General features: G+C 61.0%; 12 protein-coding genes. 11 read left to right on the top strand and 1 reads right to left on the bottom strand.

Annotated features, from left to right (window positions below):
* Window positions 1-92: 92 nt before the first annotated feature.
* Window positions 93-449, bottom strand: coding sequence for a nuclear transport factor 2 family protein (locus tag Q0K06_RS08340; RefSeq protein ID WP_294551054.1), 357 nt, complete (start codon window positions 447-449; stop codon window positions 93-95).
* A gap of 241 nt (window positions 450-690) precedes the next feature.
* Here Q0K06_RS08340 and Q0K06_RS08335 point away from each other — a divergent pair, with 241 nt between their 5' ends.
* The 11 genes from Q0K06_RS08335 to Q0K06_RS08285 all read left to right on the top strand — a co-directional run bounded on the left by Q0K06_RS08335 (window position 691) and on the right by Q0K06_RS08285 (window position 13,417).
* Window positions 691-1,950 (top strand): MFS transporter, encoded by a 1,260-nt coding sequence (locus Q0K06_RS08335; protein WP_294551052.1) that lies wholly within the window; start codon window positions 691-693, stop codon window positions 1,948-1,950.
* A 44-nt stretch (window positions 1,951-1,994) separates the two neighbouring features.
* On the top strand, window positions 1,995-2,822 hold the full coding sequence (locus tag Q0K06_RS08330) for a helix-turn-helix domain-containing protein (RefSeq protein WP_294551049.1): 828 nt from the start codon (window positions 1,995-1,997) through the stop codon (window positions 2,820-2,822).
* 233 nt (window positions 2,823-3,055) lie between these two features.
* Entirely contained in the window at window positions 3,056-4,432 is a 1,377-nt protein-coding gene (locus Q0K06_RS08325; RefSeq protein WP_294551047.1) for an aldehyde dehydrogenase family protein, read from the top strand.
* A 61-nt stretch (window positions 4,433-4,493) separates the two neighbouring features.
* Window positions 4,494-6,182, top strand: a complete 1,689-nt coding sequence (locus tag Q0K06_RS08320; RefSeq protein WP_294551045.1) for an amidohydrolase — start codon at window positions 4,494-4,496, stop codon at window positions 6,180-6,182.
* Window positions 6,183-6,290: 108 nt separating this feature from the next.
* Window positions 6,291-7,199 carry a bifunctional enoyl-CoA hydratase/phosphate acetyltransferase gene (locus Q0K06_RS08315; RefSeq protein ID WP_294551042.1) on the top strand — a complete coding sequence of 303 codons (909 nt, stop codon included), beginning with the start codon at window positions 6,291-6,293 and terminating at the stop codon, window positions 7,197-7,199.
* Window positions 7,200-7,213: 14 nt separating this feature from the next.
* On the top strand, window positions 7,214-8,290 hold the full coding sequence (gene buk / locus Q0K06_RS08310; protein ID WP_294551039.1) for a butyrate kinase: 1,077 nt from the start codon (window positions 7,214-7,216) through the stop codon (window positions 8,288-8,290).
* Entirely contained in the window at window positions 8,290-9,498 is a 1,209-nt protein-coding gene (locus tag Q0K06_RS08305; RefSeq protein WP_294551079.1) for an MFS transporter, read from the top strand. The genes buk and Q0K06_RS08305 overlap by 1 nt, the downstream gene beginning before the upstream one ends.
* 58 nt (window positions 9,499-9,556) lie before the next feature.
* On the top strand, window positions 9,557-10,543 hold the full coding sequence (locus tag Q0K06_RS08300) for an amidohydrolase family protein (protein ID WP_294551036.1): 987 nt from the start codon (window positions 9,557-9,559) through the stop codon (window positions 10,541-10,543).
* 55 nt (window positions 10,544-10,598) lie between these two features.
* The gene (locus Q0K06_RS08295) at window positions 10,599-11,819 is read left to right on the top strand and encodes an MFS transporter (protein ID WP_294551033.1); all 1,221 of its coding nucleotides are present in this window, start codon (window positions 10,599-10,601) and stop codon (window positions 11,817-11,819) included.
* 117 nt (window positions 11,820-11,936) lie between these two features.
* Window positions 11,937-13,079, top strand: coding sequence for an iron-containing alcohol dehydrogenase (locus Q0K06_RS08290; protein WP_294551031.1), 1,143 nt, complete (start codon window positions 11,937-11,939; stop codon window positions 13,077-13,079).
* Window positions 13,080-13,204: 125 nt separating this feature from the next.
* On the top strand, window positions 13,205-13,417 hold the full coding sequence (locus Q0K06_RS08285) for a hypothetical protein (RefSeq protein ID WP_294551029.1): 213 nt from the start codon (window positions 13,205-13,207) through the stop codon (window positions 13,415-13,417).
* The last annotated feature ends 94 nt before the right edge of the window (window positions 13,418-13,511 follow it).

Below are 13,511 nucleotides of genomic sequence, written 5' to 3'. Positions count from 1 at the left end.
GAGCACAGTGCGCTTTCTTCGGCCTGCTATAAAAAGCTATGGTCTGCTTCTCCACCTGCGGAGCCTGTCGGAGGGGGTTATGCGGCCATGCGTCAAATAGTCGTAAAATTCTTGGCGATGATACACCAGGTTCCCCCATCCTCAATGAGCTGGAGGTGGTGTTCCAGCTCTACCTTTTCGGGAAAATGCGCCTCATATACCACTGCATCTGCAATTCGTCCGGTTACCGACAGAGACAGCAGTTGGGCATGAGCCTGCTTCTCCCTGCCGGCAATCACTGTCTCCGCAAAAGGGGCGGGCATGCCTGTCATAATTCTGCCGCCCAAGTATCCGGATACCCTGGCATCCCTATGAAAGCAGCTCTTCAGCGCGCTGATATCGGCCCTGCGGGTTGCGTCCATATAGCGCCAGACCACCTCGCGTACCCGCTCGACCTCCGCGTTTATCATAGGCCATCTCCTCCTTCTTGTTTCACGGCTGTCCGTGTATGTTCTCAGACTACCGGAAATTGTCCCTTTCATATTGTAAAAAGTGGAACTGTCCCTCTCTTTTCCCGTAGAAAAGGTTATGAGAACAGCTGTTATCTGGCCGTCTTCGGTATAAAGAAGCGGCATTTCTCTATACAGGTCATTTTTCTATGACTTGAGAACACTGCATCCCAAGAACCATATCATTGAAGGAGGAATCCTCATGCAGCGCCCCCGAAAGCTTCCCCTGATGACATTTCTGGTGATTTCAACCATCGGCATCGGATATGTACAGCAGATGGCTCCATCTCCTATTCTCAGCGTCCTGAGTGAGTATTACCACCTGGCCGGGCAGGACGCTCTGCTCAACCTGTCCGTGTCCATCACCTTTCCCATGAGTATTGTGGCCTGTCTGGCCGGCGGCATTCTGGAGAGCCGTTTGGGCATCCGCAGGCTCTATCTGGGTACTCAGTTTTTCCTCACCGCAGGCGTTCTGCTCAACTTCTGGTCCCCTACCTATCTCCTGTTCCTCTTCTCCCGCGGCATCTATTCCATCGGCTTCGGCCTGGCGATTCCCTTTATCGGTTCTGCCATCATGAACTGGTATACCGGCTCAGCCAGAGACACTATGAATACCCTCAACGGTATGTTTCCCTTTATCGGCACTGTAATCAGCTTTTCTCTCATGCTTCCCCTGTCCAATCTGCTGGGCTCCTGGAAGATGGCCATGGGCATCTGGGGGGTAGTGCTGTTGGCGCTGATGGTGGTGTGGCTGGCGTGCATCCGTGCCGAGGATATTCCTCAGAGCGCCGCGGTGGAACTGCCGGAGCGAGGCATTTACCGCAACCTGTGGCGGCGGAAGAATATCAAGCTGCTCTGCCTGGTATTCATCATGGACTTTTTCTGCTACTCCTACATGGTGGTGGTTCTGCCCACCCTCATCGCCGAGGGCGGCGGCATGGACCCCTCTGTGGCCAATCTCTGCGCCGCCCTGGCCTTCCCCCTGATCGGCCTGGCGGGCAGCATCCTGGGCGGAGCTGTGATGTCCAAGACCGGACGGCGGAAGCCCATTTTGATTGTGGGTCAGATTCTCAAATTTGCGGGTGTGATTGTGCTCATCTCCACCGTCAGCTTCAGCGTGCCCCTGGCTCTGGCGGGCACCGCTGTGTATGGCATCGGCAACGGCATGTGGATGCCTGTGCTCTACACCATGTGCATGGAACTCAAGGACATGACCCCCAGCCGTTCCGGCGCAGCCTTTGCCCTTTTTAATGCCTGCGCCTTTCTCTCCGGCTTTATCTCCCCCACCGTAGGCGGATGGCTCACCACCTTCCTCACCAGTATTGCGCCCACGGTTGATGTCGTGGCTGCCCACGCCTTTGGTCTGAAGTGGAGCCTGTTTCTGTTCGGCTTTGTCAATCTGGCCTCGTTTATCATCGGCTTTTTCCTGGACGAAACCCGTCCCAGCGGTGTGGATTCCTGATGGTTTCCGTATAAACGACCACAAGACTGTAAGGAGGATGCATCATGAGCACTACGCCTGTCATTTCGGACAAGTATATCGCGCCTCTTCAGCCGGACCTGTCCCGGCAGCTACGGTACAATGAACGCCTCCTGACATGGAATCCCTACTCCAAAAAGAACCTGGCCCTCTGCTATCAGTTCCAAACGGGGAAGGACATCGCCCCCGTCCGGCTGATTCCCGATGCATGCATTGATTTCCTCTTCCGCTGCACCCCTGGCTCCCCTGCCGCCGTGGTCAGTGGACTCCAGACCGCGCCCCGTGAACTGGTGCTGGAGCCCAACGCCGTCTACTTCGGCTTCAAGCCCTTCAGCCCCAAGGGAATGCGCCCTTTGCGCACCGACTGGCAGGAACTGGTGGATCAGTCCATCTCCCTGTGGGAGGACTGCCCTGATGCCGAATGGGTGACGGAAATGCTCTCCGCCAGTGACACCTTTGACGAGCGCGTGGGGATTGTGGCCGAATTTGCCCGGCGGCAGCTCACTGACCCGGAGTACACCCCCGATTTTGTGGAGTACTCCGAGCTGCAGCTCTGCCAGGCCAGGGGAAATCTCCGCATGGAGTCCATCAGCGACTACACTGGCTACACCGGCCGCTACTGCCGTGAGAAATTCAAGGAGGCCCACGGAATCTCCATTAAGAACTACTCCTCCATCATGCGTTTCCAGAACGCGGTGCGCATGCTGGCCCGGAGCGGCGGCGAGGCCGGCAGTCTCTCAGACATTGTGTTTGACAACGGGTACTTTGACCAGTCCCACCTGAACCGGGAGTTTCGCCGCTTCTCCGGGGTTACGCCCCTGCGCTATCACCGCGAAGTATTTCAAACCACGTAAGATCTCCAGTGCAGCGTTTCTCTTCAGCCGCATTTCTTTCACGTTCACGGCGGGCGCCACACCGCCCGCCGGCTCACACCCCAACGCCGTCCCTGCCTCCGCAGCTGGGACGGCATTTATTATTTTTGTATAAATGCCCATCTGCTTTTTCTCTCCCTATGTTCCGTTTTGTACAATAGGCCTTCGGAGTCCAGTGCTACACTTGGCTCATCAAACAGAAGGAGGTCCTTTCCATGGACAATCAGGAACTGGTATCCCAGCTTGTATCCAATGCCCGCAAGGCCCTGGCGGAGTTTGAACCGTACAATCAGGAGCAGGTGGACGCCTGTGTTAAGGCTGCGCTGGTAGCCTTTGGCGAGCACGCTGAGGAACTGGCCAGAGAGACCGTAGAGGAAACCCGTCTGGGCGATCTGACCTCCAAGATTGAGAAGAACGCCGGCTCTCCCGACGGCATCTGGTATTCCCTAAAGGGCAAGAAGTCCGTCGGCGTCATCGGCTACGACGAGGAGCAGCACCTGGCCTATGTGGCCAAGCCCAAGGGCATTCTCTGCTCCGTGGCCCCCTGCACCAACCCCAACGTCACCGCCGTCTTTAACGCCGCCTACGCCCTCAAGGGCCGCAACGTGCTCATCGTGGCCCCCCACCCCCGCGCCAAGAAGACTACCCTGCACACCATCCAGATTATGAACGAGGCCCTGGCCAAGCTGGGCGCCCCTGAAAACCTGCTCCAGTGCATTGAAGAGCCCTCCATCGAGTGTACCCAGCTGCTGATGCAGAACTCCAACGTCATCATCGCCACCGGCGGCGCCGGCATGGTCCGCTCCGCCTATTCCTCCGGCCATCCCGCCTTCGGCGTCGGCCCCGGCAACGTGCAGACCATTATCGACAAGGGCTTCAACTACAAGGAGGCCGCTGAGCAGATTGTGGCCGGCCGCAGCTACGACAACGGCCTCATCTGCGCGGGCAACCAGTCCGCCATCTACCCTGCCTGCGACGAGGCCGAGTTCCTCGCCGCCATGAAGGACGCCGGCGCCTACTACGTCTCCGACCCCGACACGGTCCAGAAGTTCCGCACCGCCCTCTTCCCCGATGGGCGGCACATCAATTCCAAGCTGGTGGGCCAGTACCCCAAGGACATCGCTGAGGCCGCCGGTGTGGAGATCCCCGAGTGGACCCGCATCATCCTCCTGAAGGTGGACAAGGCCAACGCCGGCGCCAAGGACGCCCTGTGCGCCGAGAAGATGTGCCCTGTAACCATCGCCATCGCGGTGGACTCCTTCGAGGAGGGCCTGGAGGTGGCCAAGGCCAACCTGCTCTATGAAGGCGCGGGCCACTCCGCCGTGGTACATACCTACGACAAGAAGAAGGCCGAGCTGGCCGGCGTGGTGCTGCCCGTGTCCCGCCTGCTGATCAACCAGCCCGGTATCTTCGCCGCCAACCCCGCTCTGGCCAACGGATTCAACCCCACTTCTACTCTGGGCTGCGGCTCCTGGGGCAACAACTCCATCTCTGAGAACCTGACCTACGAGCACCTCATCAACATCTCCCGTATTGGATGGATGAAGGACCCGGATCAGATTCCCACCCACGACCAGATCTGGGCCGACTAATCCCTGTCCCCGCCGGCGGGTGCGGATGCTCCCGCCGCACTATATTTGGAGGTGTCATATTATGGCAGCAGTCAAAGCTGATCTCGTAATCAAGAACGGTAAAATCGCCACCGTGGACAAGAACTTCACCTATGTGGAGGCCGTGGCCGCCAAGGACGGCTGGATCATCGACCGGGGCACCAATGCCGAAATTGAGGCCTACATCGGCCCCGATACCAAGGTCATTGACGCCGGCGGCAAGCTGGTTCTGCCCGGCGCCAACGACTCCCACATGCACGCCGTCCACACCGGCTACACCCTGTCCCCCACCTTCCTGGACTTCTCCGGCCCCGAGTACGACTGCATGGACAAGATCCTCTCCAAGCTGAAAAAGGCCTGTGATGAGGCCGCCCCCGGCCAGTGGGTGTTCGGCTGCGGCTTCGTGGACAGCAACATCAAGGAGCTGGCCGCCGAGAACCGCATCATGAACCGCTGGGACCTGGACCCCGTATCCCCCAACGTACCTGTGGCTATGACCGACTTCTCCCTCCACTCCATGGTGTGCAACTCCAAGGCTTTGGAAGTTGCGGGCATTGACAAGAACTACCCCGAGATTCCCGCCAGCGTGGGTATGATTGACCGGGACGAGAACGGCGAGCCTGTGGGCCGTTTCCATGAGTGGGGCGCCCAGAACCTGCTGTGCGAGAAGTGCCCCATCCTCACCGACGCCGAGCTGGAGGACGCCATTCGCCGGGTGCAGCACGCCCTCAACGAGCAGGGCATCACCTCTCACACCGACATTCTGGGCGAGGGCGGCGAGCACGTGTTCCGCGGCACCTGGGGCACCCGTCCCATCCACATCTACGAGAAGATGGCCGAGCGCGGCGAGCTGACCGCCCGTGTGTCCATCGCCTATTTCTCTGCCATTGGCGGCGAGGAGAGCTACGACTCCATCATACGCGGTACTGAGCGGGTTCCCGCCACCATTCCCGAGTTCAAGGACAGAAACTGGGTCAAGGGCGACGCCATCAAGTTCTTCGTGGACCTGGGCGGGCCCACCTGGCAGCGCAAGGGCATCCGCCCCGAGGGCTCCTTCGTCACCGCCTGGGGCCTGGACGAGGACACCCTCATTGAGGAGGTCCAGCGCACCATCATCGAGCTGCACCGCATGGGCTGGCAGATCTGCATCCACTCCTGCGGCGGCGGCTCCATGGACGCCTGTATCGAGGGTCTGGCCAAGGCCAACCAGCTCTACCCCGGCAAGGACCTGCGCCACCTCCTCATCCACTGCGACGACACCACCAAGGAATGCGCCGCCAAGATGGTGAAGAACGGCATCCTGGCCGCCATCCAGCCCACTGCCGCCAACATCGTCTTCGGCTGGAACACCCCTGTCCTCACCGACAAGGAGGAGATCTTCGACTATCAGGCCTACACCGATCTGGGCGCCTGCCTCACCGGCGGCTCCGACTCCACCTGCTTCTCCATGAACTGGCGCCAGGGCATGCAGTTCTGCATGACCCGCACCACCGCCGACGGATACTGCGCCCGTCCCGACCTGGCCATGAAGCGCGAGGACGCCATCCGCATGTACACCATCAACGGCGCCTATCAGGAGCACATGGAGCACGTCCGCGGCTCCATTGAGGTCAACAAGGTGGCCGACTTCCAGATCCTTGACACCGACATCATGACCTGCCCCGTCACCGAAATCGGCGCGTCCAAGGTGGTCATGACCATCTGTGGCGGCAAGGTGGTCTACGAGGCCTGATTCCTCTGCCTTTTTCATGGGCGGGCGGCGGCTCTCATCTCTCCTGCCGCCCGCCCCCTCTCCTCTTTCCGCCCCTGCGGGCATTTCTCACAGAATGGAGACTGCACCATGATTTTTACGAGTTTTGAAGGTCTTGTGGCCCACGCCAAGGCCCACGTCAGAGCCCGCCGCGTGGCAGTGGCCGCCGCCCAGGACGAGCACACCCTGGAGGCTGTCATAAAGGTCCGGGCTGAGGGCATTGTGGTCCCGGTCCTGGTGGGCGACAAGGCAAAAATTCAGGAGATCCTGGCCAGGATGGGCGAGCGCGTCCCCGATGAGGACCTGTACGACGCCCCCGACTTTGCCGAAGCCGCCGCCCGGTCCGTCCAACTGGTGCGGGAAGGCAAGGCCCGCTTCATCATGAAGGGCAAGCTGGACACCTCCGACATTCTTCGGGCCGTGGTCAACAAGGAGCACGGCCTGGGCCAGGGCCGCACCATGAGCCACATGGCCATCAACCAGATTCCCGCCTATCACAAGCTGCTGGTCACTACCGACGGCGGCATGCTCCTTGCTCCCACCCTGGAGCAGAAGAAGGACATCATCCTCAACGCCGTGGAGGCCCTCCGGGCCCTGGGCTACGAGGAGCCCAGGGTGGGCGTGCTGGCCGCCGCTGAGAAGGTCAATCCCAAGTCCGTGGACTCCACCGACGCCGCCGCCCTCAAGGAGATGTGGCAGGCCGGCGAGCTGCCCGGCTGCATCGTGGAGGGCCCCATCTCCTTCGACCTGGCTGTGGTAAAGGAGCGGGCCATCACCAAGGGGTATGAGAGCCCCTGCGCCGGCGACTGCGACATCCTGGTGGTGCCCAACATCACCGCCGGAAACATCCTGGGCAAGTCCCTGGTGGAGATGGCGGGGGCCAAGATGGCCGGTCTTGTGGTGGGCGCCAAATGCCCCATCGTGGTCACCAGCCGCGGCTCCTCCTCCGAGGAGAAGTACAACGCCCTGTGCCTGGCCGCGTCCATGACCCACGACTGAGAGAGGAGGCCTGAATGGAACGAATTCTTGTCATCAACCCCGGCTCCACCTCCACCAAGATTGCGGTCTACGAGGACGAGACTCCCCTCTTTGTCAAGACCATCAACCACAGCAAGGAGGAGCTGGCCCCCTTCAAGGAGCCCTTTGACCAGTACGAGTACCGCCGGGACCTGGTGCTGCGCACCATGGAGGAGAACGGCGTGACCAGGGACACCCTCACCGCCGTGGTCTCCCGTGGTGGCCTGCTGCCTCCGGTCCGCTCCGGCGCCTATGAGATCAACGACGACATGATCTGGCAGCTCCACTACCGTCCGGAGAACGAGCACGCCTCCAACCTGGGCGCCCCCATCGCCAAGTCCATTGCCGACGAGCTGGGCCTCAAGGCCTATGTCTACGACCCCGTCACGGTGGACGAGATGACCCCCATCGCCAAGGTGGCCGGATTGCCCGAGATGCGGCGCAAAAGCCTGGGCCATCCCCTGAACATGCGGGCCATCGCCCATAAGTACGCCAAGGATAGCCACACCGAGTATGAGAAGCTCACCCTGATTGTGGCCCATCTGGGCGGCGGGATTACCATCTCCCTGCACCAGAACGGCAGAATGATCGACCTCATCTCCGATGAGGAAGGGCCCTTCTCCCCCGAGCGGACCGGCGGACTTCCCACTTTCCAGACGCTGAAGCTGGCGGCGGAGTCGGGCAGGAGCTTTAAGGAACTGTATAACTACGTCAAGAAGCAGGGCGGCCTGATGGGCCACCTGGGCACCAACGACGGCCGGGAGGTGGAGCGGCGGATCGCCGAGGGCGACGAACATGCCGCCCTGATCTATGAGGCCATGGCCCACAACATCTCCAAGCACATCGGCGCGCTGGCCACTGTGGTCCACGGCAAGGTGGACGCCATTCTGGTCACCGGCGGCGTGGCCCACTCCAGGATGATCACCGACTGGATTACTCAGCGTGTGTCCTTCATCGCCCCTGTCCATGTCTACGCGGGTGAGAACGAGATGGAGTCCCTGGCCACCGGCGTGCTCCGGGTCCTGCGGGGTCAGGAGCAGGCCCGCACCTTTACGAAGGTGGAAGATCTGTGATGGAGACAAAAGCGGTTTCCGGCGCCATGCGGTGGCTCTACGCCGCGGTAGGCCTTGTGGTGCTTCTCTTCGCCGGATTTGTCTACGGCTGGAGCGTGTTTGCCGCCCCCATCGGGGCGGATTTCCCCCAGTGGAGCGCGGCAGAGCTGTCCCTCACTTTCACCATCTGTATGGCCTTCTTCTGCCTGGGCGGCTTCGCCGCAGGCAACCTGTCCAAGCGTATCCCCGTGCGCGCCAATGTCCTTTTCTCCGCGGCGCTGTTCCTGGTGGGCTTTTTCCTGGTCTCCCGGGCCAGCTCCCTGCCCATGCTCTATGTGAGCTACGGCGTGCTGTGCGGCACAGCCTCCGGCTTTGCCTACAACTCGGTGATGAGCACCATGACCAAGTGGTTCCCCAACAGCCAGGGACTTATCTCCGGCGTGCTGCTGATGGGGTTCGGCTCCAGCAGCATGGTGCTGGGCGCCCTCTTTGACGCCATAACCCCCGCTGAGACGGGCGCCTGGCGGCAGACCTTCCTGATTATGGGCGTTGTGATGGCTGTGGTCATCGGCGTGGGTTCCCTGTTCTTCCGGCTGCCTCCCCCCGCCTCCCCCGCCCAGAGCGGTCAAAATATCAGCGGGCCGGATATCCCCCCCGCCCGCATGGTCCGCACCCCCAGCTTCTGGTGCTTTTTCCTGTGGGCCGTCCTCATCAGCGGCATCGGTCTGGCCGTCATCTCTCAGGCCAAGCCCTTTGCATCCCAGGTGAGTCCCGGCATGGACGCGGGGGTTATCACCCTTGTGGTGGGCTTCATCTCCATCTGCAACGGCCTGGGCCGCGTCCTCTTCGGCGGGCTGTTTGACAAGCTGGGCTGGAAGCTGACCATGACCGCCGTCAATATAGTAAGTCTGGCCGGCGTGCTGATCCTTATGGCCGCTCTGTTCCTCCACAGCTTCCCGCTGGTGGCGGTCGGCTTTATCGTCACCGGTCTGGGCTATGGCGGCGCGCCCACCATGGGTTCCGTCGTGATCAGCAGCTTCTTCGGCCAGAAAAACTACCCCGTCAACTTCTCCATCAGCAATATGAACCTGCTGGTGGCGTCCTTCGCCGGCACTGCCGCCGGCGCCCTGTACGACGCCAGCCAGAGCTATGTCAGTACCCTGGTGGCCCTGGCCGTGTGCTCAGCTGTGGCCTTTGCCGTCATGCTGTGCATCCGGCGGCCCAAATAATCGTGTGCCCTCCGCCCATTCCGGCGGCATATAAAACTTTATCAAGGAGGAAATCATCATGGAAGTATTCCAGACCCCCGAAATGGCATTCAAGCCCAAGCGCATCATTGATTTCCACACCCACCTGGGCGACATTTTCCACGGCAATCAGAACATTTCCTTCAAGCGCCCCGGCTTTGTGGCCGATCCCCCCGGCTTCACCGGTTTTGACCCCTTCAAGGACCTGGAGGAGTCGGGCTACACCCGTCCCCTGATTGTCCCTGATGTGGAGGCTCAGAATAGGCTGATCGATGCCGGACAGGTCCGTATCTGGCAGCGCGCCAACATCTTTACCACCCAGGACATTATGGACGCCGCCGGCATCGACTATATGTGCTCCCTGCCCATCATGCCCAACACCTCTTTCGAGGAGGCCCTGGCCGCCTCCAAGCTGGACCCCCGCTTCATCCCCTTCACCTGCCCCGACTTCGACCTGCCCGAGGATGAGATGATGGCCAAGCTGAAGCAGGACATCGCCAACGGCGCCAAGGGCCTGAAAATTCACCCCATCATCCAGAACGTCTCCATTACCGACAAGCGCTGCGAGAAGCCCATCGAGCTATTCGGCGACCTGGGCATGCCCATCACCTACCACTGCGGCGTCAATGACTACTACAAGGCCGACTCCCCCTACCACGCCCTGACCAACCTGGAGCTGGGCGACCTGAAGTACACCCTGGAGATTCTGCGCAAGTACCCCGACTACGTCTGGGTGCCCGCTCACGGCGGCGGCTCCTGCGGCGGCGAGCTGGAGGCCCTGGCCGAGCTGGTGGGCAAGCTGGGCTGCAAGAACGTGTACATCGAATCCAGCCACCGCGGCGTGGACGGCATGCACCAGATGCTGGAACTCTTCGGTGAGGACCGCATCATGTTCGCCACCGACTGGCCCTTCGACACCTGCACCTGGAGCGTCAAGTACGCTGCCGACGCCTTCAAGGACGACCCCATTGTGGCGGATAAGTTCTTCTACCGCAACGCCGCCCGCATTATCGGTCTGACACTGTAAGTCCTTCCGCATTCCGTTTTCAGAGAGGGCATTGATTTTATAAGGAGGTAGCTCCATGAACGAAAAAAGTACTTCCAGCAAGTGGATGATGTTTCTGATTCTGCTGATTTCCGCCATTACCGTGTCCCTGTCCCAGCTGAAGATCTCCCCCGTCATGGGCGAGGTTGCCGCCATGCTGAACGTGGACGGCACCCAGGCCGCCCTGCTGATGAGCCTGTTCACCGTGGCCGGCATCATCCTCTCCATCCCCGGCGCCGCCGTGATGGCCAAGACCGGCAACAAGAACATGCTCCTCATCCTGATGGGCACCCTGGTCATCGGCAACGTGCTGGGCGCTGTGAGCAACAGCTTTGCCGTGGTCATGGTCTCCCGCATCATCGAGGGCATCTCCTACGCGCTGATCATCACCGTGGGCGTTGACCTCATCAACAACTGGTTCTCCGGCGCCACCGTGGGTACCGCCACCGGCATCTTCAACACCTTTGCCGCTGCGGCCAACTTCATCGGCATGAACGCCAGCGTGGCCATCTACAAGGCCACCAATAACCTCAAGCTCCTGTGGTGGATCATCGCCGCTCTGGCCGCTGTGTGCTTCGTGCTGGTGTTCCTGTTCGTCAAGGTGCCTGAGCGCAGCGCCGCCGAGGGCGGAGGCCTGGGCGAGAAGGTCTCCCTGGGCGAGGCTGCTGCCAATCCCGCCCTGCTGGTCACCTGCCTGTCCATGCTGTGTCTGGCCTTTGTGCTGTTCGGCTTCATCACCTGCAACCCCTCCCTCTTTGCCGCCTACGGCATTGACCAGTCCACCTCCGCTTTCTACTCCAGCCTGAACGGCCTCATCGGCATCCCCACCTGCATCATCTCCGGTATTGTCATCGGCAAGACCGGCAAGCCCTATCTCTTCGCCATCGTGGGCGCCATCCTCTGCGCCATTATCTGCTTCACCATGCCCCACCTAGGCGGCTCCAATGCAGCCTGCATCATCTACGCTCTGGCCACCGGCATTGTCCCCGGCGGCATGATCATGACCTCCATGTTCATCTTCACGCCCCAGCTGGCCAAGCGTCCCCAGCTCATCGGTCTGAGCATGGGCCTGCTCAACACCCTGTACTACATCGGCGTGTTTGCCTCCACTCCCGTGCTCACCGCTCTGGCCGGCGAGAACACCAGCCCCGCCAACTGGACTGCCCCCTCCCTGCTGATGGTGGGCTGCTGCGTCGTGGTCCTGGTCTGCTCCGTGCTGGCCATGGGCATGTCCAAGAAGCAGAAGGCCGCCGCCTGAGCTTTGATTCAGCGTTTCCCACTCCATCCCTTATGTGAATCACTCCAGTCCCAGCGGAACAGGGAGGCCACGGCCTCCCTGTTCCGCTATCCAAATACAGATGAAAGGATGACTGACATGCTGGAACAGAAGGTACATCTCCTCTTTGGCCCCGGCAAGCTGGCTGAGCTGGGGCCCCTGGTGGCCGGAAAGGGCTGCAAAAAGGCGCTGGTGGTCTGCGATCCGGGCATCGTGGCCGCCGGTATTACAGACAAGGTCTGCCGCGTACTCTCAGCGTCCGGGGTGGACAGCGTGGTGTATGACAAAGTCAATCCCGAGCCCTCCCACACTGTCCCCGACGAGGGCATCGGCTTTTTCAACGCCCAGGGCTGCGACGTGGTTATCGGCGTGGGCGGCGGCAGCAGCATGGACTGCGCCAAGTCCATTAACCTGCTGCGGTACAACGAGGGTCCCATCCTCCGCTTTGCCGGGCCCAACGTCCCCATGAACCTCTCCCCCGGCCTCTTTCTGGTTGCCACCACCGCAGGCACGGGCAGCGAGGTATCCGACGGCCTGGTGATGAGCAGCGACGACCACATGAAGCACGGCTGTCTGGCCGTCAACGCCATGGCGGAGTACGCCATTGTGGACCCGGAGCTGATGGTGACCATGCCTCCCGTCCTCACCGCCGCCACCGGCCTGGACGCCTTCTCCCACGCCTGCGAGGGCTACACCACCAACATCGCCACCCCTGCCACCGGTCACCTGGTGGAGGCGGTGATGCGCACGGTGACGGAGTGGCTCCCGGCGGCGGTGGCAGACGGCGAAAATGTAGAGGCCCGTACCCACATGGCCATCGCCTCCACACTGGGCGGCTGGATGTTGGTCCAGGCCCACACCAATGCCGGGCACTCCGTGGCCCACCTCATCGGCTCCTATTTCGGCATTCCCCACGGCGAGGCCTGCGCCTATGCCACCCCCTGGATTCTGGAATTCAACGCCCCCGCCCTGCCGGAAAAAGTCCGCTGGATTGGACAGCTGCTGGGCGCCTCCTTCTCCGGCCAGGAGACACCCGAGGAGATCGGCGCTAAAACCAGAGATGCCTTCCTCAACTTCCGGGATGAGGTGCTCCAACTCCCGCCTGCCTCCCGCTATGCCCCGGACAAATCCCTTTTCCCGGCTGTCGCCCAGGGAATTGTGGAAGAGATGTTCCAGATGTTCCAGCCCCGGCCCATGACCAAAGCGGATGCTCTGGGCATACTGGAGAAAATTTTCACCTGAACGCCTGGATATAAGGTCCAGACTCTCCGGCGTGTCTGTGGCCTTTCCGGTCCGCTCCGCATAGAATGGGATTGCGGCCCCGCCCGCACCGGCAGACAGGGCCCGCCGGAAAGGAGGCGCGTCTGATGAACAATCTCCTGCATAAGCGGCTTGCCAGCCTCTTATGCGTAAAAAGCATTGTAACCCTGGTCATGGCAGCGGTATTTGCCTTCTCCGTCCTCACCGACCGCATCTCGGGAAAGGACTTCCTGACTGTATTTTCCGTCATCATCGCCTTTTACTTCGGTACCCAGAGCGAGCGGCTCAACGGTATGCTGGAAAAAGAGCAGGACAGCTGATCGCGCTCAGCCTGTCCGAAAGTCACAACCTCCGGCTAAGCCGGAGGCTTGATTAAGCCCTATAAGGGCATAATACAGACAATACCCCTAAAGG

It is taken from the genome of uncultured Pseudoflavonifractor sp., assembly GCF_944387805.1.
Lineage (GTDB): Bacteria > Bacillota > Clostridia > Oscillospirales > Oscillospiraceae > Pseudoflavonifractor.
This window is presented reverse-complemented; position numbering and strand designations above follow the sequence as displayed.